The following is a 21,099-nucleotide window of genomic DNA, read 5'->3' on the forward strand; positions in this document are numbered from 1 at the left end:
ACCACCTGAGAGGGGTCCGGAATGTTGAACAACAAGCGGCACGGCAGGCTCGCCGCCGTCGCGGTCATGGCGGCCACCGCCCTGGCCATCACGTCGTGCAGTTCCAGCGAGCCCGCCGAGCCCGCCGCGGGCGGTAGCTCCGCCGCCGCGGCCGAGCCGGTGACCATCACCGTGCACACCTTCGGCGGCGGTGAGAACTTCGGCTACGACAAGGCCGTGGAGACGTGGAACGCGGCGCACCCGAACATCCAGGTCAAGTACCAGAACCTGACCGACCGTTTCGAGGACGTCTACCTCCCGCAGCTGCTCCAGCGTCTGCAGGCCGGCAGCGGCGCGGCCGACATCATCGCCCTGGACGAGGGCGCGATGGGCCTCATGAAGGCCCGTCCGCAGTTCTTCACCGACCTGGCCGAGTACGGGCTGGACAGCCGCAAGGCCGACTTCCCCGCGGCGAAGTGGGACAACGGCATCAACGCCGACAGCAAGCTCTTCGCCCTGGGCACCGACATCGGTGGCATGACCATGTGCTACCGCAAGGACCTGTTCGAGAAGGCGGGCCTGCCCACCGAGCGCGAGGAGGTCGGCAAGCTATGGCCGGACTGGAACGCCTTCATGGAGGTGGGGAAGAAGTTCCAGGCCGCCAACCCCGGCAAGACCGATCCCAAGTTCATCGACGGCCCGAACACCCTCTACAACGTGATCCTGTCGCAGGAGGCGCCGAAGAACGGCAACGTCTCCTACTTCGACAAGAACAACCAGCTCGTCATCGAGACCAACCCGGCCATCAAGACCTCCTTCGACACGGTGAAGAGCTTCAGCCAGGCGGGCCTGACCGCCAAGCTCGCCTCGTTCTCCCCGCCGTGGAACGCCGCGATCAAGAAGGGCGCCTTCGCCACCATGGGCTGCCCGGCCTGGATGCTCGGCGTGGTCTCCGGCGCGGCCGGTGACGACAACAAGGGCAAGTGGGACGTCGCATCCGTGCCCGGCGGCGCGGGCAACTGGGGCGGCTCCTACCTGGCCATTCCCAAGCAGAGCAAGCACCCCAAGGAGGCCGCCGAGGTCCTGAACTACCTCACCGGCAAGGAGGGCCACATCATGGCCTTCCAGGAGGCCGCGGCCTTCCCGAGCTCCCTCCCCGCGCAGCAGGACCCGGCGGTCGCCGACCTGAAGAACCCGTTCTTCAACGACGCGCCGACCGGCCAGATCTTCGGCGCCTCGGTCAAGGACCTGCTGCCCGTCTTCCTCGGAGAGAAGCACGCCCAGGTCAAGACCTCGGTGGAGAAGGTCCTCGAGGGCATGGACCAGGGCTCGGTCAAGTACGACCAGGCCTGGACCAGGTTCCTCGAGGCCGGCGTCAAGGCAGCGGGCTGATCCCCGTACCGACCCGCATCGGCCCGGCTGCGGCGATCCCGCGGCCGGGCCGGTCGCCTGCCCCCGCTGAAAGGCTCAGACCGATGACACTGCACGTCGACTCCCCGGCCGCCCCACCTCGGCCCGGCCCCCGCCGGCCGGCGGGGCGCCGCGGACCGGAGCGGGGCAGTGGGTGGGCCCGGTTCGACCTCCGGGCGACCCCCTACTTCCTCATCTCCCCGTACTTCCTGCTTTTCGCGATCTTCGGTGTCTTCCCGCTCGGCTACACCCTCTGGGTCTCGCTGCACGAGTGGGAGCTCGCCGGGGACAAGACCCTCGTCGGCCTCGACAACTACATCGAGCTGATCACCGATGAGGCCTTCTGGAACGCGGTGGTCAACACCCTCGGCATGTTCGTCATGTCGACGATCCCGCAGCTCGTCCTCGCCCTCCTGCTGGCCAACGCGCTCAACAAGCGCATCCGGGGACGGCTCTTCTTCCGCCTCGGCGTGCTGCTGCCGCTGATCACCTCCGTCGTCGCCGTCGCGGTGGTCTTCACCCAGCTGTACGGGCGCGACTACGGCATGATCAACTGGTTCCTGAGCTTCTTCGGGGTCGACGCGATCAACTGGCAGAACGAGAAGTGGTCCTCGTGGATCGCGATCTCCACGATGATCGACTGGCGCTGGACCGGCTACAACGCGATCATCCTGCTCGCCGCGATGCAGACCATCCCCAAGGACCTCTACGAGGCCGCCGCCATCGACGGTGCCTCGCCCAGGCGGCAGTTCTGGCAGATCACCATCCCGATGCTCCGCCCGACGATCATCTTCACGGTGTTCATCTCCACCATCGGCGGCCTGACGCTGTTCACCGAGCCGGTCATGTTCGACGGCAACCCGACGATGAGCGGCGGCGCGACCGGCCAGTACCAGACCGTGGCGATGTTCATCGTCAAGGAGGCGTTCCGCGACTTCGACTTCGGCTACGCCGCGGCCGCGGCGTGGCTGCTGTTCGCGCTGATCCTCGTCGGGACGCTCATCAACTACTCCTTCACCCGCCGTATCGGGGGTTCCAAGTGACGGTCACCCAGCTCCGGCGGCCTCCCGCGCAGCACTCCAGACGGCCTTCCGGCCCGTCGGCCGCGCGGAACCGCATCTGGGACGCCGGCCCGATGACGAAGGTCGTCCTGGCCCTCGCCCTCGTGCTGTCGGCGTTCCCCATCTACTACATGTTCATCATGGCCACCCGGACCAACGAGGAGGCCATCGACGTACCCCCGCCGCTGCTCCCGGGCGGCCACCTCGGTGAGAACATCGCGCGGCTGCTGTCCACCGAGGATGCCTACTTCGTGACCGGCCTGGTGAACTCGGCCATCGTCTCGGTCACCGTGACCGTCTCGGTCGTGCTGATCTCCACCCTGGCCGGCTTCGCCTTCTCCAAGCTGCGCTTCCGGGGCAGCAAGATCCTGCTGGGCCTGATCCTGCTGACGATGATGGTCCCGCTCCAGCAGATGGGCGTCGTACCGCTGTACGAGCTCATGGTCACCCTCGGCTGGACCGGCCAGCTGAAGGCGGTGATCCTGCCCTTCCTGGTCAACGGCTTCGGGGTCTTCATGATGACCCAGTACGCCACCCAGGCGGTGCCGGACGAGCTGGTCGAGGCGGCCCGCGTCGACGGCGCCTCCACCATGCGCATCTACACGAGCGTCATCCTCCCGGCGCTCCGGCCGGGGATGGCGGTGCTCGCCCTCCTGGTCTTCATGCAGACCTGGAACGAGTTCATGTGGCCGTTGATCGTGCTGAACCCGGACAACCCGGTGGTTCAGACGTCGATCGCCGCGCTCAACCAGGCGCACGGAACCGACTACGTGATGCTGTTCACCGGCACCGCGGCATCGGTCCTGCCGCTGTTCATCGTTTTCGTCGCGTTCGGCCGCCAGATCGTCGGCGGACTCATGGAAGGTGCGGTCAAGGCGTGACCACGCAAGAGACGCGGATTCAGACCCCGGATCTGGTGTTCCCGACGAACTTCGTCTGGGGCGCGGCCACCTCCGCCTACCAGATCGAGGGCGCGGTCTCGGAGGACGGCCGAGGCCACTCCATCTGGGACGCCTTCGTCAAGCAGCCGGGACGGGTGGTGAACGGCGAGCACGCCGACATCGCCATCGACCACTACAACCGCTACCGGGACGACGTGCGGATGATGGCCGAACTCGGCCTCGGCGCGTACCGGTTCTCCATCTCCTGGCCCCGGATCCAGCCCGAGGGGCGCGGCGCCGTCAACCCCGGGGGCATCGACTTCTACAGCCGCCTGGTCGACGAGCTCCTCTCCCGGGACATCGACCCGTGGGTGACGCTCTACCACTGGGACCTGCCCCAGCCCCTGGAAGACGCGGGCGGCTGGCCGTCACGGGACACGTCGAAGCGCTTCGCCGACTACGCGGCGGCCGTGCACGACGCGCTGGGCGACCGGGTCGCCAACTGGAGCACGGTCAACGAGCCCTGGTGCTCGGCGTTCCTCGGGTACGCCTCGGGTGAGCACGCCCCCGGGCGGCGCGAGCCCGACAAGGCCGTGCACGCCGCCCACCACCTCCTGCTCGCGCACGGCCTGGCCGCGCAGGCGATCCGGGCCCAGCGGCCGGAGACCGTCATCGGCGGCTGCGTCAACCTGTACGCGATCTCGCCCCAGACCTCCTCCGAGGCCGACCAGGACGCCGCCCGCCGCATCGACGGGCTGCAGAACCGCTTCTTCCTGGACGCCCTGCTCAAGGGCGAGTACCCGGACGACGTCCTGGAGGACCTCGGCCGGCCCGCGGGGCTCGTCCACGACGGGGACATGGAGCTCATCTCGGCGCCGCTGGACAAGCTGCTGATCAACTACTACAGCCGCTTCACCGTCTCGGGCACCCCGGGCGGTGCCGCGTCGGCCGCGGCGGCGCCCACCGACACCGGGTCGCCCTGGGTCGGCAGCGAGCACGTGTCGTTCGTCGGGGGCGGGCGGCCCGTGACGGCGATGGGCTGGGAGATCGACCACTCGGGACTGCTGGAGGTCCTGCACCGGCTGGCCGCCGAGTACCCGCGCGTCCCGCTGGTCATCTCCGAGAACGGCGCGGCCTTCGACGACGTCGTGGGCCCCGACGGCGTCGTCCACGACCGCGACCGGGTGGACTACCTCGACGCCCACCTGCGCACCTGCCACGCCGCGATCGAGGCAGGGATCCCGTTGGAGGGTTACTTCGCCTGGTCCCTGATGGACAACTTCGAGTGGGCGTGGGGGTACGGCAAGCGGTTCGGGCTGGTCCACGTCGACTACGAGACCCAGGTCAGAGTTCCCAAAGAGAGCGCTCTCTGGTATGCCGGGACCATCAGGCGTGGAGGCCTGAGCGGTCCGGCAGAATAGGGGCCGGGAAATTCACCACTGGGGGCGTACACACATGAACGGCGACCGTCGTCCGACGCTTGAGGCGGTCGCGGCCCTGGCCGGCGTCGGCCGGGGCACGGTGTCGCGGGTCATCAACGGCTCGCCGAAGGTGAGCGAGAAGGCTCGCGACGCCGTGCTGCGGGCGATCCAGGAGCTGGGCTATGTGCCCAACCGGGCGGCCCGCGCGCTGGTCACCCGGCGCACCGACACCGTGGCGCTGGTCGTCTCGGAGTCGGAGCTGAGGGTCTTCGACGAGCCGTACTTCGCCGGGACCATCCGCGGCATCGGCTCGGCCCTGTCCGAGACCGGCCTGCAGCTGATCCTCGCGATGGCGCAGTCGGAGCAGGAGCACGAGCGGCTGGAGCACTACCTGACCGGGCAGCACGTCGACGGGGTGCTGCTGATCTCCCTGCACGGCGCCGACCCGCTGCCGGGACGGCTGGAGACGATGGGCGTGCCGACCGTCATCGGCGGCCGGCCGGTCGGCCTCACCCCCTACAGCTACGTCGACGTCGACAACCGGGCCGGGGCCAGGCAGGCGGTCAAATACCTGCTGGGCAGGGGCCGCCGCCGGATCGCCACCATCGCGGGCCCCCAGGACATGGGGGTGGGCGTCGACCGGCTCGCGGGCTACCGCGACGCGCTGCTCGCGACCGGCGTGGGCGAGATCGTGGCGTACGGCGACTTCAGCGAGGAGAGCGGCATGGCGGCGATGCGCAAGCTCCTCGCTGAGAACCGCGATCTGGACGCCGTCTTCACCGCCTCCGACCCGATGGCGCTGGGCGCGATGCGGGTGCTGCGCGAGGAGGGCAAGTCGATCCCCGGCGACGTCGCGGTGATCGGCTTCGACGACTCCCCCGCCGGGGCGCACTCCTCCCCCGCGCTGACCACCGTGCACCAGCCCACCGAGTCGATGGGCCGGCAGATGGCCCACCTGCTCGTCGCCCGCATCAACGGCGAGCACCTGGAGCAGCCGGTGGTGATACTGGACACCCACCTGATCGAGCGCGCCTCCGCCTGACCCTTTTATTACCTGGCTTATCCTTGCCCGGCACGCCCCGCCGTTCCCCCCAGGCAGCACCGAGGCAGGACAAGGTAGGAAATGGACAGCAGGACGAAACGCCCGCTCGCGCCCGCCGAACTCGACGCGCTGGCGCGGCGGGCCCTGGGCGTCGGACTCTCCTCCGCCACCGAGCTGACCGACGGCTTCGCCAACGCCGTGTGGCGGCTGGCCCTGCTGGACGGGCGCGAGGTGGTCCTGAAGCTGTCGCCTCCGCCCGAGCTGGAGCAGCTGCGCTACGAGCGCGACCTGCTGCGTACCGAGGCCATGGTCTACGATCTGGCGGGCCCCGCGGGGGTGCCGGTTCCCGAGCTGGTGCGCGCCGGGTTCGACGATCCGGTGCTGGGCGGCGACTACCTGGTCCTGTCCGCTCTCGACGGGGTGCCGTGGAACCAGGCGAACCCGGCGGAGGCGGACCGGCGTGCCCTGCGCGAGGAGCTCGGCGGTCACCTGGCCCGGCTGAACGCGATCACCGGCGACGTCTACGGCTACCCGTACGCGGGACTGACCGGCGGCACCTGGCGGGAGGCGTTCCTGACGATGACCGGCGCGATCCTGGCCGACGCGGGCCGCTACGCCACGCCGCTGCCGAGGCCGGTGTCCGAGATCGCGGCGGCGATCGAGGCGGGCGCGGGCGCGCTGGACGAGGTCGTGACCCCCTGCCTGGTCCACTTCGACGTGTGGCCGGGCAACGTCTTCCTGACCCGCGACGAGACGCCGCGCATCCAGGCGATCATCGACCACGAGCGGGCCTTCTGGGGCGACCCGCTGGCCGACTTCGTCACCCCGACGATCTTCGGCGAGCTGGAGGAGTCCGACCCGATCGTCGCCGGATACCGTGACGCGGGCGGCGTCGTGGAGTTCACCGGCCCCGCCCGCACCCGGATGGCCCTCTACCGCCTCTACCTCGCCCTGATCCTCCTGGTCGAGAACGGCCCCCGCCAGTATCCGGAGAAGGAGTACGCCCCCCTCCGCGACCGCGCCGCCGCCTCCCTGCTCAGAGCCCTTGGCGCCCTCGACGTGCTCTCGGCGAGGCCGTGACCCGGGCCGATCCGTCAACGTGCCGACACCGGGAAACGCGGCTCCCGGCTATCGAGGCCCCCCGACGAGGCGCCGGACGACGGCCAGCCCCTCCGGCGTGCCGGGCCAGTGCCCGGCCAGCGCGTCGGGACCGGCACGCCTGACGACCGACCTCAGGACGAGGGCGACGACGATCGCGTCGTCGGCGTAGCCGAGCACCGGGACGAAGTCGGGGATCAGGTCGATGGGCAGCGCGAGGTAGCCCAGCAGCAGCCACAGCCTGACCCGCACCCCGCGCGGCAGGCCGTCGTCGCGCGCGAGCCTGGCGACCAGGCGGAGCAGATCGGGCAGCAGGCGCAGCGTCTCGCCCAGCGCGCCGCCCCTGGGACGCGCCATCACCAGGAAGGCGGCCAGAACCAGCCAGAGCAGCAGCAGGCCGCCCGCGATCCCCGCCGTCACCTTCCAGACCTCGGCCACCTTCGGCCCTCCTCGTTCTCGTCGGTTCTCGTCGCCCGGCGAACGGCCCCGGATACCGAAAGGGGCACGGCCACGGCCGGAGGCCAGGGTACGCGTCCCCGGGGGGCGGTCCTGGGCGGGAGGGACCCGGGCCGTCAGGGCCCGCGACGGAGAGGGTCAGGCCGCCGCGGCCCGCAGCGCCGTCAGGGCCGCGTCCAGCGCGGCGCGCAGCGGCTTGATCGACCGTGTCGTCTGGGTCAGCAGCAACCCTCCCTGAAGCGCCGCGAAGATCGCCAGGGTCAGTGTCTCGGGGTCGGCGTCGGCGCGCAGCAGGCCGGTGGCGCGCATGCGCGTGAGCCCCGCCCGCAGGTATCCGCACCAGCGGTCCATGTGCGCGGCCACCTCGGCCGCGCGCTCGGGATCGCTGCCGATGAGCTCGCTCGCCATCGCCCCGATCGGGCAGCCCCAGTGTGGCTGCGAGCCGTAGTGCGCGATGACGGCGTCGCGCCAGCCCTCCCACGCCTCCCAGGTGTCGAGCGTGTCCAGGAACGGCCTCTGCGCCTGGAGCACCCGCTCGGCCTGGAACGACGCGATCGCCGCGACCAGCTCGCGCTTCCCGTCCGGGAAGTAGTGGAACAGCTGGCTCTTGCTGGTCGCCGTCCCGGCACGGATGTCGTCCAGGGTCGTGCCGCCGACCCCGCGGGCCAGGACCAGGTCGGCGGCGGCCTCGACGATGCGGGCGCGCGTGAGCGCCCCCTTGACGGTGAACTTCGCCGTGGTCGACATGTCCACAGCATAACCTCCTGGACCGGGCGGTCCAATCAGCTGATACGGTATGGACCGAGTAGTCCAAAATGGGTCGCCGGTGGACCACCGCGACCCGGCGGTCCACCGTGAGAGAGAACAGGAGCACCCCCGTGGGTAGAAGACTTGACGGCAAGACGGCGCTCGTCACCGGCGCCACGAGCAACATCGGGCGCGCCGTCGCCACCGCGTTCGCCGCCGAGGGGGCGCACGTGGTCGTCACCGGCCGCGACGCGGAACGCGGCGGGGAGGTCGTCGCGCGGATCCGCGCGGCGGGAGGCCGGGGCGACTTCGTCGCCGCGCACCTGGACGGCTCGCTCCGGGCCTCCCACGACCTGGCCGCCGAGGCGGACCGCGTGCTGGGCGGCCGCATCGACATCCTGGTCAACAACGCCGGCATCTTCCCCGGCCGGACGACCGCCGACACCGACGAGGCGACCTTCGACGAGGTCTACGCCGTGAACGTGAAGGCGCCCTACTTCCTCACCGCCGCGATCGCCCCGGCGATGGCCGGGCGCGGCAGCGGAGCGATCATCAACCTCGGCTCCTGGGTCGCCCGCCTGGGCATCCCCGTCGGCACCCTCTACAGCTCGACCAAGGGCGCGATGGAGACCCTGACCAGGGCGTGGGCGGCGGAGTTCGGCCCCTCCGGCGTACGCGTCAACGCGATCTCACCCGGAGTGATCTACGCGCCGGCGCCGGACCAGACCGGGGTGCATCCGGCCGAGGTCATGATGAGGGGCACCCCCGCCGGGGGCATCGGCGCCCCCGACGCCATCGCGCACGCCGCCGTGTACCTCGCCAGTGACGAGGCGGCCTTCGTGCACGGCACGGTGATCGACGTCGACGGCGGCCGCGTCGGCGTGGCCGTCATCGCCGCGTAGGGGCGCCGCCCGGAGCCGCGGCCGACCGTGCCGGCCAGGTCGGTCAGGTCGCAGGAAGGCCGGTCAGGTCGCGGGAAGGTCAGCGATCATGATGGGGGTCGTGGTGGGCCGGTCGGAGCCCCCGGCGGGCTCGACGGTCAGGCCGACCCGCTCGTCACCGCGCAGCGGGGTGGCCAGGACCGGGACGACACCGCCGTCGGCGGTCCGCTCCAGCAGTCCCGCCGAGCGGACGCCGTCGCCGCCCATCAGCCACAGCTCGTAGACCCGGGAGCCGGGCAGCGGCGGCAGGCCGCCGGCGGTGAAGAGCATCCTGCCCTGGGAGGGCGCCATCACGACGACGCCGGTGCCCCCGGAGGAGACGCGCTGCCTCACGGTCCGCGCGTCGGGGGCCGCGATCACGGCGACGATCTGCCGCAGCTCGTCGCGCTCCCTGGCGGCGTCGACCGCGGCGACGCCGAGGACCACCGCCGCCGCGGTCGCCACCGCGGCCAGGCCGGTCAGGATCCGCCCGCGCCACCGGGAGCCCGAGCGCAGTGGCACCACGTTGTCCCGCGCGGACCACTCAGACCACTCGGACCACTCGGGCGGCGCAGGCGGCGCGGTCCGGCGCTCCAGGATCGGCGGCTCCTGCCGCACCTCGGCGATCCGCGTCATGACCCGGGCCTTCATCGCCGCGGAGGGAGGTTCGGCCGCGCCCAGGGCAAGCCGGGCCGCGGTCTCGGACAGGCCGCGCACCTCGACGGCGCAGGCCTCGCACCGGGACATGTGCGCCTCGAAGAGCGCCACGTCCCGTTCGGGCAGCGCGTGCAGCGCGTACGCGCCGGAGAGGGTGTGGAGGTCGTCGTTCACTTTTCCACCCCCATGCAGTCGCGGAGCCGCACCAGGCCGTCGCGCATCCTCGTTTTGATCGTACCCAGCGGCACCCTGAGCAGCCCGGCCACCTCCGGGTAGCTGTAGCCGCCGTAGTAGGCCAGGGTGACGGCCTGTTTCTGCAGGTCCGTCAGGCCGCCGAGGCAGCGGCGCACCCGCTCCCCCTCCAGCCGGGTGGTCACCGTCTCGGAGACCTGGTCGTAGGGGACCTCCCCGGACATCCTGGAGACCCGTTCCTCCCTGTCGGTGGAGGCCTGGGCGGAACGCACCCGGTCGACGGAGCGGCGGTGGGCCATCGTCATCACCCACGCCAGGGCGCTGCCACGGGTCCGGTCGTACCGGGAGGCGGTACGCCAGACCTCGACCAGGACCTCCTGCGCCACCTCCTCGGCCTGCGCGCGGTCACGCACGACCCGCCGCGCGAGGCCGAAGACCGGCCCGGCCAGCAGATCGTAGAGCCGCTCGAAGGCCCGCTCCTGCCCGAGGGCGACCTGGGCCAGCAGGTCCTCCAGGCCGGGGGGACCGTCGGGATCCGGCATTCCCGCGGGGTCGCGTTCTGTCCTCACACTCCGCCATTCGACACTGGATTGGGGGTGGATTGCCAGCGAACCTATTTTCTTCCGCCGGATCCTGTGTCAGAATTTCATTAGGTGATGAATTATGAGACGAAACACATGCGTGATCGCCGGGGGCGGCCCGGCGGGGGTGATGCTCGCACTGCTGCTGGCCAGGGCCGGCGTCGAGGTGACGCTCCTGGAGAAGCACAACGACTTCCTGAGGGACTTCAGGGGCGACACCATCCATCCTTCGACCCTCCAGATCCTCGACGAGCTGGGCCTGGCCGAGGAGTTCCACCGGCTCCCGCACCGCAAGGCGTACGGGATGGAGATCCACACCGACGACGCCACGGTGCCGGTCGCCAACCTGAGGGGGCTTAAAGGCAAATATCAGTACATTGCCTTTGTTCCGCAGTGGGAGTTCCTCGACCTGCTGACCAACGCCGCCAGGCGGTACCCGAACTTCCGCCTCATCATGGAGGCCGAGGTGCACGGGGTGATCCGCGAGGGCGACGCGGTGCGCGGGGTGCGCTACCGGGACCCCTCGGGCGAGCACGAGCTGCGCGCGACGCTCACCGTGGCCGCCGACGGCCGCCACTCCGACGTACGCCAGGCCGCAGAGCTCGTCCCCGTGGAGCACAGCGCCCCCATGGACGTGGTCTGGTTCCGGCTGCCGCGCGAGCCCGCCGATCCCGGCACGACGTTCCTGCGGGTGTCCAACGGCCACATGATGGTGGCGATCAACCGCGAGACCTACTGGCAGCTCGCCTACCTGATCCCCAAGGGCGGCTTCGAGGCCCTGCGCTCCTGGGGGATCGAGGCGCTCCGCGAGCCGGTCGCCAGGCTCCTGCCCTTCCTGAAGGACCGGGCCGGGCTGCTGCGGGACTTCAAAGAGGTCAGCGTGCTGTCGGTCGCGCTCAACCGGCTGCGCCGCTGGCACCGTCCCGGCCTGCTGGTGATCGGCGACGCAGCGCACGCCATGTCGCCGGTCTTCGGCGTCGGCATCAACCTGGCCGTGCAGGACGCGGTCGCCGCCGCGAACCTGCTGGCCGGGCCGCTCGCCGCCGGGGCCGAGATCCCCGAATCACTGCTCGCGAGGGTCCAGCGGCGGCGCACCCCGCCCACCGTGATCACCCAGTTCGCCCAACGTGCTGTCCAGAACCGGGTGATCCGGCCGGCGCTAACCGAGCGCTCCCGGCCGGTGCGGCTGCCGCGCGACATCTCCCGCCTTCCGCTGATCGGCTTCCTGGCCAGGCGTTTCGTTGGCCAGGGTGTCCTTCCGGAACACATCTCCAGCCCGGTAGAATCTCATCAGGTATAAAGTCCTTCTCACTACGTGGACAATCGGGTCTGTTCGAACAGCCGGTTGCAATAACCTGGTATGTCGTGAGCATCAACCTCGATTCCTGGCGGCAGCTGCCTGCGGCGCAGCAGCCCGAGTGGCCTGACCGCGGCGAGCTGGACAAGGTCGTCACCGAGCTGAAAGGCCTTCCGCCCCTCGTCTTCGCGGGCGAGTGCGACAACCTCAAGGCCGACCTCGCGGCGGTGACGCGGGGCGAGGCCTTCGTCCTCCAGGGCGGAGACTGCGCCGAGACCTTCGGCGGCGCCACCGCCGACGATGTGCGCAACAAGCTCAAGACGCTGCTCCAGATGGCCATCGTGCTGACCTACGCGGCGAAGGTCCCCGTGGTGAAGATCGGCCGGATGGCCGGGCAGTTCGCCAAGCCGCGCTCGAAGAACTCCGAGATCCGTGACGGCGTCGAGCTGCCCGCCTACCGGGGCGACATGGTCAACGGCTTCGACTTCACCCCCGAGTCCCGCGTCCCCGACCCGTGGCGGCTGCTGCGGGCCTACCACTCCTCGGCGGTGACGCTCAACCTGGTCCGTGCCTTCACCAAGGGCGGCTACGCCGACCTGCGCCAGGTGCACGCCTGGAATCAGGACTTCGTGATCGAGTCCCCGGCCGGCAAGCGCTACGAGCAGCTCGCTCGCGAGATCGACCAGGCGCTGGCCTTCATGCGCGCCTGCGGGGCGGAGCCCGAGGAGTTCCACACCGTCGAGTTCTACTCCTCGCACGAGGCGCTGATCCTCGACTACGACCGGGCACTCACCCGGATCGACTCGCGGACCGGCCGCCCGTACGACGTCTCGGCGCACATGGTCTGGATCGGCGAGCGCACCCGCCAGCTCGACGGTGCCCACGTGGAGTTCTTCGCCAGCATCCGCAACCCGATCGGCGTCAAGCTCGGCCCGACGACCAGCGCCGAGGACGCCCTCGCGCTGATCGAGAAGCTCAACCCGGACAACGAGGCCGGACGTCTGACCTTCATCACCCGGATGGGCGCGTCGAAGATCCGCGAGCACCTCCCCGAGCTGGTGGAGAAGGTGACCGCGAGCGGCGCCCAGGTGGCGTGGATCTGCGACCCCATGCACGGCAACACCTTCGAGGCGCCCAGCGGCCACAAGACCCGCCGTCTGGACGACGTCCTGAACGAGGTGGCGGGCTTCTTCGAGGTGCACCGCGCGCTCGGCACCCACCCGGGCGGCGTCCACATCGAGTTCACCGGCGACGACGTCACCGAGTGCGTGGGCGGCGGCGCCGAGATCGTCGAGGACGACCTGGCCAGGCGCTACGAGACGGCCTGCGACCCGCGCCTCAACCGCGGCCAGTCGCTCGACCTGGCCTTCCGGGTGGCCGAGCTCTACCGCTCGGTCTGATACCCGGGCCGGTCTCCGGTCATGCGAAAGCCCCGCGCCATCGGTTCACCTGTCTCCGGCGGCGCGGGGCTTTCGCGATCCGGGCATCAGCCCTTCTGGGCGCCCAGCTCGTTGGCGAGCTCGGCGCGGATCGCCTCCATGTCGAGGGCGCGGACCTGACCGATGAGGTCCTCAAGGGCGGGCTCGGGCAGCGCGCCCGGCTGGGCGAAGACGACGATGCCGTCACGGATGGCCATGATCGTCGGAATCGAGGTGATCTCGAATCCCTGTGCGAGCGCCTGCTCGGCCTCGGTGTCGATCTTGCCGAACTTGATGTCGGTGTGCTTCGCCGACGACTTCTCGAAAATCGGTCCGAAGGTGCGGCACGGTCCGCACCAGGCCGCCCAGAAGTCCAGCAGGACGATCCCCTCGTCGGCGATGTCGTTGAAGTTCTTCTCGGTTACCTCGATGGTGGCCACCGGTGGCTCCTCCTGTCGTTCACGTCTGTATGGCTGGCATAACCACTTCCCCTCCCCGCGCATTCCATCCCGCCATCCCGCCGGGCACGGGAATCCGCCTGAACGAGGTGGGACGGCTGGGGCCCATGGGGTCGTACGCCGGCTCCGCTCCAGGTCCGGTCGCCGGGCACCTTGGCGGGCACGGTGTGGCGGTCAGCCCTCCGCGGATTGACGTTGACACCGCGCACCAGCGCCACGGGTCGCATCGGGCATGTCCTTTCAGCGGCCGCCGACGACCGGCCCTGCGTTTCTCACCTGCTCCCCCCGTCAGGTACGCGCGGGTGCAGCCGCGAAATCCGCGGCCTTTCGAAGCTGCGCTTGAAGTCGGGGCACGCCACGAGCGGTTCGTGCGTACACGTCGAGGCGTGGCGGAGACCGTTGCGCATCCGGGTGAGCCGGGCGATGTCCTCCTCCAGTTCCCGTGCCTTGTCAGCCATCCGCGTGCGCAACTCGGTGTCGTCGGGCGTGGCCCGCAGAAGCCTGGCGATCTCGGCGATCGTGAACCCGGCACCGCGGGCGCAGGCGATGAGGGCGAGGCGCTCAAGGACGTCGGGCCGGTAGGTACGGCGCAGGCCGTTGCGGCCGGCCGAGGCGATGAGGCTCCTGTTCTCGTAGAACCGCAGCGCCGAAGGCGCCAGCCCGGAACGCTCGGCCACCTCGGCGATGTCCAGCAACGTCTCCACCACCACACCTCCTTGACTTGAAGCACGCTTCAAGTCGCATGCTATCAACCATGAACATCCACCACCTCAACTGCGGGTCCGTACGGCAGATCGAGGCGACCTACGACGGCCCGCTTCCCGCACACGCCGTCAGCCACTGCCTGCTGGTCGAGACCGACTCCGACGGACTGGTCCTCATCGAGACCGGCCTCGGCCTCGACAATGTCCGCAACCCGGGCGGCACCCTCGACACCGACTGGGTCGAGATGGTTCAGCCCGTACTGGCCGAGGAGGAGACCGCCGTACGCCAGATCGCCCTGCTGGGATATTCACCCGACGACGTACGCCACATCATCGTGACCCACCTCGACGTCGACCACAGCGGTGGCCTGCCCGACTTCCCGGACGCCCAGGTCCATGTCCTCGCCGCCGAGCTCGAAGCGGCGATCGTCGAGGCGCCCAATCCCCGCTACCGCCCCGCCCACTGGGCACACAACCCGAAGTGGGTTCCCTACACCCCCGAACCGGGCGAGGAGTGGTTCGGGTTCACCTCCGTCCAGCCGAAGGGCCTGCCGCCGGAGATCCGGCTCGTCCCGCTCGGCGGTCATACCGCCGGCCACACCGGAGTCGCCGTACATGAAGGCGATCGCTGGCTCCTGCACTGCGGTGACGCCTACTACTATCACCGGGAACTGGAGACCGATCCGCACCCGCACCCCATGCTCGACATCGTGCAGACCAGATCGGAAGTCCACCGCGACCTGCGACTCGGCACCCAGGCCCGGCTGCGCGAGCTCGTCCGCGACCACGGCGACGAGGTCTCGGTCTTCAGCGCCCACGACCCGTGGGAGCTGGACCGTTACCGCTGACCCTGGACACGGCCCGAACCGCTCTCGAACAGGGCGCGTCCTTGGCACCGTCCGTTCCCCCGTCTGGACATGGTGATCGTCGGGTGGCGTCGCCCGGTCGGCTCGTGCTCAGCCCGGTCGGGCAGACCCGATCCCCGCTTCCCAAAAATGCAATGTTTCCCCCTGCCGCGAACCAACAATACAAAAACAGAACAGCGATCGACAATGGTTGTCCAGATCGAATCGCCGCGCACTCTCCGGCTTTGAAACCCAAATCCCCTTGGGTATTGTTCAGTATTGGCACAACAATTCAGCAGGGGGAATCATGTCTGTTTCAACCGAGCACCACCCACATGCCGGACACGACCACCGGCATGGTGAGGGCTGCGGCCACGCGGCGATCCCGCACGGCGGCCACATCGACTACGTTCACGAAGGGCACCTGCACCGACTCCACGATGGCCACACCGACGAGTGCGACTCGGCCACCCATGTCGAGCACGCCAGGCATGATCACCAGCATGGTGAGGGTTGCGGCCACGTGGCGATCCCGCACAACGGCCACATCGACTACGTTCACGACGGTCATCGCCACGCTTCACACGAGGGGCACTGGGACGATCACTGACGCGCGGGCGAATGTCGCGGTGGCCACAAAATCCGTGAGAGCACGGCCGGGTTTCCCTAATGGTTGGGAAAGCGCCACAAAAACCCGGCCAATGTCATCTTTGAGTAGATTCGCCGCCAAGCCGGTGGCAGAAATCCAGCGCATGGGCGAACGGGCGCGTTCAGGCGCCCTGGACCGATGAGCATTCATGTCAGAAGTCGGATCGTCGACATGTCGAAGTCGCCGCACATACACGACTCTCGCTCCCGCCGGTCCGCACCGGTTTCGCGCGGCCGGCCCGGCACACGTTCGCCGTCGCCCCACGGGCGCGGGCACTTTTCGCCATTTTCACCGGGCGGCCAGCGACCCTGCGCAGCTCCCACGTCAGCTACACCCGGTTCGCGCCGCTCATCGATCCCTCCAGGGGGCGTGGGAACATGCCGCGAGTTCAAGCTCGCGTCAGTGGGACTCCGTCAGAGGCAGGCGCAAAACGAAGCGGGCGCCCTGGGGAGAGTCCTCGACCCGCAGGGATCCGTGGTGAGCGTGCGCGATGTCGCGGGAGATGGCCAGGCCGAGCCCGCTGCCGCCGGGGTCGCGGCGACGGGCGTCGGCCAGGCGGGTGAAGCGTTCGAAGACGCGCTCGCGGTCGGCATCCGCGATGCCGGCGCCGTCGTCGCTCACCGACACGACGGCCTGGCCGGACACCGGTTCCACGACCATCTCGACGAGGCTGTGCGCGTGACGGCGCGCGTTGGCCAGCAGGTTGTCCAGGACACGGATCAGCTGGATCCGTGAGCCGTGGACCCACACCCCGGGGAGCACCCGGATCCGTACCGGCACGCCAGGAGTCCGCGGCGCCGTCTCCTCGGTCACCAGTGCGCCCAGATCAATCGGCTCGGAGAGCGCCGGTTGCCCGGAATGGAGGCGGGCCATCAGCAGCAGGTCATTGACGATCGTCTTCAGCCGGTCGGTGGCCGCCGGCGCGGCCCGGATGCTCTCCTGCGGATCGACGTCGCCGGGGTAGGTCAGCGCCTCCTCCAACTGGACACGCAGCCCGGCGAGCGGGGTCCTGAGTTCGTGGGAGGTGGTGGAGGTGAACCGGCGCTGCTTGCTCATCGCCTCCTCCAGCATGGTCAGGGTCTGGTTGACGGTACGGGCCAGCCGGGCGATCTCGTCCCTGCCCGCGGGGGTGGGCAGGCGCAGGCTCAGGTCGCCGGCGGTGATGGCGGACATCTGCCGGCGAATCGCTGTCGCCCGGCGGGATCGGCTCCCGCGAGTGCCGTGTGGTGGTCTGTCGTGACGGCCGCGTCGGCGGACGTGGTCATTTCCTTACCCCCGTTGTGCCGTGGCGGGGGCCGGTGACGGTTGGGGATACGGTGACGATGTGAGGGGGCAAGAGGCCTGTACGGTCGGCTTCGTGCCGAATATACGTAGCCCAGAGCCCTGTTGACCTCACCGTTATGTAACCCCCGGCTGGAGAACCCTCGTTTACCAGCCGTTCCACCAAGCTGGAGAACGTTCGTTCTGCCGTCAAGAAAACGCCAAGTGGATCATGAGCTGCGAGAGTTCCTCGGCGACGGTGCCCCTGACGCGAAGAGGAAGGATGCCATAGAACTTCTCCGGCGCATGGCACCGGCCCCGCAGCCGCCTCGAACCCCGTAGGGCGGGCGTCAGCTCGGTGATGGCGGCACCGCCGTGGACCTGGCTGATGACGACGGTGCCCGGTGCCGCCAGGGCCGGGGCTGAGGCGAGGGCGGCGACGCCGGTGGTGGCGAGGCCGGCGGCCACGAGGGCGGCGAACGCCCGGGACAAAGCACGCATGAACCGGAGCTAAGGCCCCTCGCACTGCCGAACGCTCACATGTAACTGGATAGAGGGTGAAATCGCGAATCTTGGCACTTAATGGCTATCCAGCCCGGCCAGATATGGCTTTCCTTGACTTAGAAGTCGCTTGTCCCGCCGTCTGCGGGTATCACTGGAACATGAGAACTCTGGACGTGGGTTGGGTCACCTGCGCCGCCTCCCCGGAGTGCGCCGGATCCGCGCGGCAGCCGTACGGGCGCTGCCTGGCCCATCTGGACACCGCCGAGCTCGACGAGGTCGTCCACGGCCTTTCCCCCGGCTCCGCCGTCGACCTGCGGGCCACCGTCGTCGGCAGGGATCTGCTGGAGCGGATCCTCACCGCCACCCGAGGGCGCCTGGGCCGGGCCCGGTTCGACTGGGCGACCTTTCCCGAGAGCGTGCGCTTCGGCGACATCGCGTTCGGCGGGGACGTCTCGTTCGACCACGCGCACTTCCGGCGCCTCGCCTCGTTCTTCAACGCCCGTTTCGCGCGCAACGCCTCTTTCAGGGAGGCCAGGTTCGACCGGGGGCTGTCCCTGCACGGTGTCGCCATCACCGGGCACGCGGCCTTCGACCGGGTCTCCATCGACGGTGACGCCCTGTTCGGAGGGGCCCTCTTCAACCGGACCGCGTCGTTCGAGAACGCCGACTTCCATGGCTTCGTCACCTTCGACGGCACCGGCTTCGCGGGCGACGCGACCCTGAGGGGGTGCAGGTTCCGCCGTACGGTGTCCTTCCGCAAGACGAGTTTCGGCGGGCTGGCCGGGTTCGACGGGGCGCGTTTCTCCTCGGGCGGCTACCTCGCCCCGATCTCGGTCGGCCGCCACCTGACCCTCGCCGGGGCGTGGGCGGGCAAGGGCCTCGACGTGACGACGGGCGGGTGCTCGGTGGACCTGCGGCGCCTGGAGGTGGGCGGGCGGCTCACCGTCCGGCTCGACGACGCCGAGGCCGACCTGGAGGGGGCGACCCTGCACGGCCCCGCCACGGTACGGGGCCGGGACGGCGCCCGGGTGACCTCGCTGCACGAGGTGGACGCCGAGGAGCTGGAACTCGCCGACCTGGACCTCAGCACCTGCCTCTTCACCGGCATCCGCCATCCCGAGGGGTTGCGGATGAGCGGCTGCGCACTCGCCGTCGTCCCGCGCGGGGCGCGTCTGGGGTTGCGCTGGTGGTCCCTGTGGCGCGCCCCCGACCACGGGTGAGCCCCTTTCGCAAAACCGCGCGGCCCGCGGTGGTCCGGCCGGCGGACCCGTAGCCGGGCCGAGGAACGGTACGAAGAGCCGGGGTACGGCGCGGAGAGCCGGGGCTAGGAGATCGGGCGGGTGGTCTCCCCCGGGCCGGTTCCCGCCAGGAAGGTCGCGACGTCTCCGGCGAACCGCCTGCTGCGGAAGGCTCCCAGATGGCCGAGGCCGGGATAGGTGATCAGGCGGCCGTCGCGGGCGCCCTCGGCGGTCTCCCTGAAGAGCTCGATCGGGTAGTCCAAGTCCTTCTCGCCACCGATGATCAGGGTGGGGGCGACGAGGTCGGCGAGGCGGCCGGTCAGGTCGAACCCGTCCTCCGCGCGGGCGAAGGCGAGCATGTCGCGAGGGTCGTCGGGGCGCGCCAGCGGATCCAGCAGCCACAGCAGCGCCCCGGCCAGGGCCCGCCCGGCGGGCGAGGCGGCGGCCGTGACCGCCTGGTGCTGCAGGCCGCGCCGCCCGGCGGCGACCGCCTCGGTGTAGCGGCGCTGGAGCCGCCTGACGCGCGGCGTGAGTCTGTGCGCCGCACCGGCCACGACCAGCGCGCGGACCACGTCCGGGTGGTCGGCCGCCATCTGCAGCGCCACCGAACCCCCCGACGACAGGCCCATCACGTCGACGGGTCCGTCGAACTCCGCGCGGAGGGCCTCTGCGTGCCGGGCGGCGATGTCGGCCATGGTGGTTCCGAGGACCATGCCGGGAGCGCGGCCGACGGCGTACACCCGGAAGTGGCGGGCCAGCGGGGCCAGCACCCGCAGTTCCACGCCGCGCGCCACCCCGGTCGGGTTGGTGTGGGCGGGGGTGAACCAGCGCAGCACGACGAGCGGCGCGCCGTCGCCGAAGGCGTAGTAGGGCAGGCCGTTGGCCAGGGTGCCCTCCCGCACCTCAAGGTCCCTGATCCTCACGACAAAACCTTCCCTCCCGCCGGTGTCGCTGGGTTCGAGCGTATTCGCAGGTGGGCGTAGGTCGGCTCGGGGTGTTCTCAGGGTCGTCCCCGATGCGCCGGTCCCGGACGGGAGGCCAGGATGGGAAACGCATACCCTGGATGGAAATCGGGCGACTGGAGAGCACATGGCAGGCACCGGGGTCATCGAGGATTACGTGACCGGGCTCAGCCGCACTCTCAGGGGTCCTCGGCGACCGAAGCTCGACATGATCACCGAGGCGCGCGACAGCCTGCTCGACACCGCCGAGGCGCTGGAGGGCGGCGGTCTGAGGCGCGAGGAGGCCGAGCGGGCCGCCGTCGAGGAGTTCGGGTCGATCCGCGAGATCGCGCCCGGCTATCAGGAGGAGCTGTCCAACGCGGCGGGACGGAGGCTGGCCGCCCTGCTGTTCGTCAGCGTGCCGCTCACCGCGATCATGTGGAGCGTGATCTGGAAGATCTTTCCCTCCGCCCCGACGGCGTACGAGAGCATGCCGGACTGGTTCGTCCCGGTCGCCCGCGGTGTGGACATGCTCCAGATGTTCATCGGGGTGATCGGCGGGCTCACGCTGTTCGCGCTGCGCAGAGGCCTGCGCAGGATCAGGCGGCCCCGGCTCGTCACCCGGTCCCTGGCCCTGTTCGTCTGGGCCATGCTGCCGGTCATGCTCGTATCGTGCGGGGCGCTGATGTACGGCTCGCGGGGTTCGGCCGACTTCAGCGGCTATCCGCCGGGGGTGGGCGCGTCGCTGGTGAGCTACGCGATCTGGCTCCTGCAGTTGTACGGGGCCTTCCACTGCCTGAGGGTCACCCGGCGCGAGCCCGCCCCCGCGACCGCCTGAGCCCCGCCCCGCGCGCCGGTCATCGCGCGTGGCGCCGGGGAATTTAAAGGCCGAAGAGGCCCCGCGAGGCGTCAGCGGGTGGTGCGCGGCTCCAGGACGCTGCCGATGACTCCGGCGAACTCCCGCCAGGCGGAACGCTCGCCGGCGAGGGCCGTGCGTCCCGAGGAGGTCAGCCGATAGGTGCGCCGCTTGCGCCCGCCCACCGTGGCCCACTCGCTGGCCAGGTATCCCGCCTGCTCCAGCCGTCGCAGCGCCGGGTAGACCGTGCCCGTCGGCACGTTCAGCGCGCCGCCGCTGCGCGCCTGGAGCGCCTCGATGATCGCGTAGCCGTGCAGCGGCTCGTGCTCCAGCACGGAGAGCAGCAGGGCGTCCATGTGACCGCGGAGCGCGTCGGTGTTCACCCGGTCACCTCCACCCGCCGAGCGGGTCCTACATCACCGCGTCCGGCGGTTCGTTCGCTTCGCTCGCTCACGTCGTCAGCCTACCTCTCGTATAGGCATGC

Annotated in this window: 23 protein-coding genes; 12 read left to right on the forward strand and 11 right to left on the reverse strand. The window is 70.1% G+C overall.

What is annotated here, in order from left to right:
* Positions 1-21 precede the first annotated feature (21 nt).
* The 6 genes from OG587_RS36245 (at position 22) to OG587_RS36270 (ending at position 6,874) form a co-directional block, all read left to right on the forward strand.
* The gene (locus OG587_RS36245; RefSeq protein ID WP_329083307.1) at positions 22-1,371 is read left to right on the forward strand and encodes an ABC transporter substrate-binding protein; all 1,350 of its coding nucleotides are present in this window, start codon (positions 22-24) and stop codon (positions 1,369-1,371) included.
* A gap of 83 nt (positions 1,372-1,454) precedes the next feature.
* A complete protein-coding gene (locus OG587_RS36250) occupies positions 1,455-2,432 on the forward strand; it encodes a carbohydrate ABC transporter permease (RefSeq protein ID WP_329083308.1) in 978 nt (325 codons plus the stop codon).
* A gap of 92 nt (positions 2,433-2,524) precedes the next feature.
* Positions 2,525-3,331 carry a carbohydrate ABC transporter permease gene (locus OG587_RS36255; RefSeq protein WP_329083309.1) on the forward strand — a complete coding sequence of 269 codons (807 nt, stop codon included), beginning with the start codon at positions 2,525-2,527 and terminating at the stop codon, positions 3,329-3,331.
* Positions 3,328-4,752: a GH1 family beta-glucosidase gene (locus OG587_RS36260; RefSeq protein WP_329083310.1), complete on the forward strand. Its 1,425-nt coding sequence runs from the start codon at positions 3,328-3,330 to the stop codon at positions 4,750-4,752. Before OG587_RS36255 ends, OG587_RS36260 begins: the two co-directional genes overlap by 4 nt.
* 34 nt (positions 4,753-4,786) lie before the next feature.
* Positions 4,787-5,794, forward strand: a complete 1,008-nt coding sequence (locus tag OG587_RS36265) for a LacI family DNA-binding transcriptional regulator (RefSeq protein ID WP_329083311.1) — start codon at positions 4,787-4,789, stop codon at positions 5,792-5,794.
* Between the two features lie 81 nt (positions 5,795-5,875).
* On the forward strand, positions 5,876-6,874 hold the full coding sequence (locus OG587_RS36270; RefSeq protein WP_329083312.1) for a phosphotransferase family protein: 999 nt from the start codon (positions 5,876-5,878) through the stop codon (positions 6,872-6,874).
* A 48-nt stretch (positions 6,875-6,922) separates the two neighbouring features.
* Here the strand turns inward: OG587_RS36270 and OG587_RS36275 are convergent, their stop codons facing one another.
* Together OG587_RS36275 and OG587_RS36280 are read right to left on the reverse strand one after the other, a co-directional pair.
* Complete coding sequence (locus OG587_RS36275) at positions 6,923-7,330, reverse strand: YkvA family protein (RefSeq protein WP_329083313.1); 408 nt, start codon at positions 7,328-7,330, stop codon at positions 6,923-6,925.
* 156 nt (positions 7,331-7,486) lie between these two features.
* On the reverse strand, positions 7,487-8,095 hold the full coding sequence (locus tag OG587_RS36280) for a TetR/AcrR family transcriptional regulator (RefSeq protein ID WP_329083314.1): 609 nt from the start codon (positions 8,093-8,095) through the stop codon (positions 7,487-7,489).
* Positions 8,096-8,226: 131 nt separating this feature from the next.
* On the opposite strand from OG587_RS36280, the gene OG587_RS36285 reads away from it, so the two are divergent.
* Positions 8,227-8,997, forward strand: coding sequence for an SDR family NAD(P)-dependent oxidoreductase (locus OG587_RS36285; RefSeq protein ID WP_329083315.1), 771 nt, complete (start codon positions 8,227-8,229; stop codon positions 8,995-8,997).
* Between the two features lie 63 nt (positions 8,998-9,060).
* On the opposite strand, the gene OG587_RS36290 is transcribed toward OG587_RS36285, so the two are convergent.
* Both OG587_RS36290 and sigK read right to left on the reverse strand, forming a co-directional pair.
* Positions 9,061-9,846 (reverse strand): anti-sigma factor, encoded by a 786-nt coding sequence (locus tag OG587_RS36290; protein WP_329083316.1) that lies wholly within the window; start codon positions 9,844-9,846, stop codon positions 9,061-9,063.
* On the reverse strand, positions 9,843-10,406 hold the full coding sequence (sigK, locus tag OG587_RS36295) for an ECF RNA polymerase sigma factor SigK (RefSeq protein ID WP_329094108.1): 564 nt from the start codon (positions 10,404-10,406) through the stop codon (positions 9,843-9,845). The genes OG587_RS36290 and sigK overlap by 4 nt, the downstream gene beginning before the upstream one ends.
* A 121-nt stretch (positions 10,407-10,527) precedes the next feature.
* Here sigK and OG587_RS36300 point away from each other — a divergent pair, with 121 nt between their 5' ends.
* On the forward strand, positions 10,528-11,745 hold the full coding sequence (locus tag OG587_RS36300; protein ID WP_329083317.1) for an FAD-dependent oxidoreductase: 1,218 nt from the start codon (positions 10,528-10,530) through the stop codon (positions 11,743-11,745).
* 65 nt (positions 11,746-11,810) lie between these two features.
* Entirely contained in the window at positions 11,811-13,142 is a 1,332-nt protein-coding gene (locus tag OG587_RS36305; RefSeq protein WP_329083318.1) for a class II 3-deoxy-7-phosphoheptulonate synthase, read from the forward strand.
* A gap of 86 nt (positions 13,143-13,228) precedes the next feature.
* Here OG587_RS36305 and trxA read toward each other — a convergent pair whose 3' ends face one another.
* Positions 13,229-13,600, reverse strand: a complete 372-nt coding sequence (gene trxA, locus OG587_RS36310) for a thioredoxin (RefSeq protein ID WP_329083319.1) — start codon at positions 13,598-13,600, stop codon at positions 13,229-13,231.
* A 290-nt stretch (positions 13,601-13,890) separates the two neighbouring features.
* Positions 13,891-14,325 carry a MerR family transcriptional regulator gene (locus OG587_RS36315; RefSeq protein ID WP_329083320.1) on the reverse strand — a complete coding sequence of 145 codons (435 nt, stop codon included), beginning with the start codon at positions 14,323-14,325 and terminating at the stop codon, positions 13,891-13,893.
* Between the two features lie 47 nt (positions 14,326-14,372).
* Between OG587_RS36315 and OG587_RS36320 the strand changes: the two genes are divergently transcribed.
* Positions 14,373-15,170, forward strand: coding sequence for an MBL fold metallo-hydrolase (locus tag OG587_RS36320; protein WP_329083321.1), 798 nt, complete (start codon positions 14,373-14,375; stop codon positions 15,168-15,170).
* A gap of 313 nt (positions 15,171-15,483) precedes the next feature.
* Here the strand turns inward: OG587_RS36320 and OG587_RS36325 are convergent, their stop codons facing one another.
* The 3 genes from OG587_RS36325 to OG587_RS36335 all read right to left on the reverse strand — a co-directional run bounded on the left by OG587_RS36325 (position 15,484) and on the right by OG587_RS36335 (position 17,577).
* Positions 15,484-15,744 carry a hypothetical protein gene (locus tag OG587_RS36325; RefSeq protein ID WP_329083322.1) on the reverse strand — a complete coding sequence of 87 codons (261 nt, stop codon included), beginning with the start codon at positions 15,742-15,744 and terminating at the stop codon, positions 15,484-15,486.
* A gap of 471 nt (positions 15,745-16,215) precedes the next feature.
* The gene (locus tag OG587_RS36330) at positions 16,216-17,001 is read right to left on the reverse strand and encodes a HAMP domain-containing sensor histidine kinase (RefSeq protein ID WP_329094110.1); all 786 of its coding nucleotides are present in this window, start codon (positions 16,999-17,001) and stop codon (positions 16,216-16,218) included.
* 285 nt (positions 17,002-17,286) lie between these two features.
* Entirely contained in the window at positions 17,287-17,577 is a 291-nt protein-coding gene (locus OG587_RS36335; RefSeq protein WP_329083323.1) for a hypothetical protein, read from the reverse strand.
* 161 nt (positions 17,578-17,738) lie between these two features.
* On the opposite strand from OG587_RS36335, the gene OG587_RS36340 reads away from it, so the two are divergent.
* A complete protein-coding gene (locus tag OG587_RS36340) occupies positions 17,739-18,800 on the forward strand; it encodes a pentapeptide repeat-containing protein (protein WP_329083324.1) in 1,062 nt (353 codons plus the stop codon).
* Positions 18,801-18,904: 104 nt separating this feature from the next.
* Here the strand turns inward: OG587_RS36340 and OG587_RS36345 are convergent, their stop codons facing one another.
* On the reverse strand, positions 18,905-19,741 hold the full coding sequence (locus OG587_RS36345; RefSeq protein WP_329083325.1) for an alpha/beta fold hydrolase: 837 nt from the start codon (positions 19,739-19,741) through the stop codon (positions 18,905-18,907).
* Between the two features lie 166 nt (positions 19,742-19,907).
* Between OG587_RS36345 and OG587_RS36350 the strand changes: the two genes are divergently transcribed.
* The gene (locus tag OG587_RS36350) at positions 19,908-20,597 is read left to right on the forward strand and encodes a permease prefix domain 1-containing protein (RefSeq protein ID WP_329083326.1); all 690 of its coding nucleotides are present in this window, start codon (positions 19,908-19,910) and stop codon (positions 20,595-20,597) included.
* Positions 20,598-20,668: 71 nt separating this feature from the next.
* Here the strand turns inward: OG587_RS36350 and OG587_RS36355 are convergent, their stop codons facing one another.
* Complete coding sequence (locus OG587_RS36355; protein WP_329083327.1) at positions 20,669-20,998, reverse strand: PadR family transcriptional regulator; 330 nt, start codon at positions 20,996-20,998, stop codon at positions 20,669-20,671.
* Positions 20,999-21,099: the final 101 nt, after the last annotated feature.

The organism is Streptosporangium sp. NBC_01469 (genome assembly GCF_036227305.1).
Lineage (GTDB): Bacteria > Actinomycetota > Actinomycetes > Streptosporangiales > Streptosporangiaceae > Streptosporangium.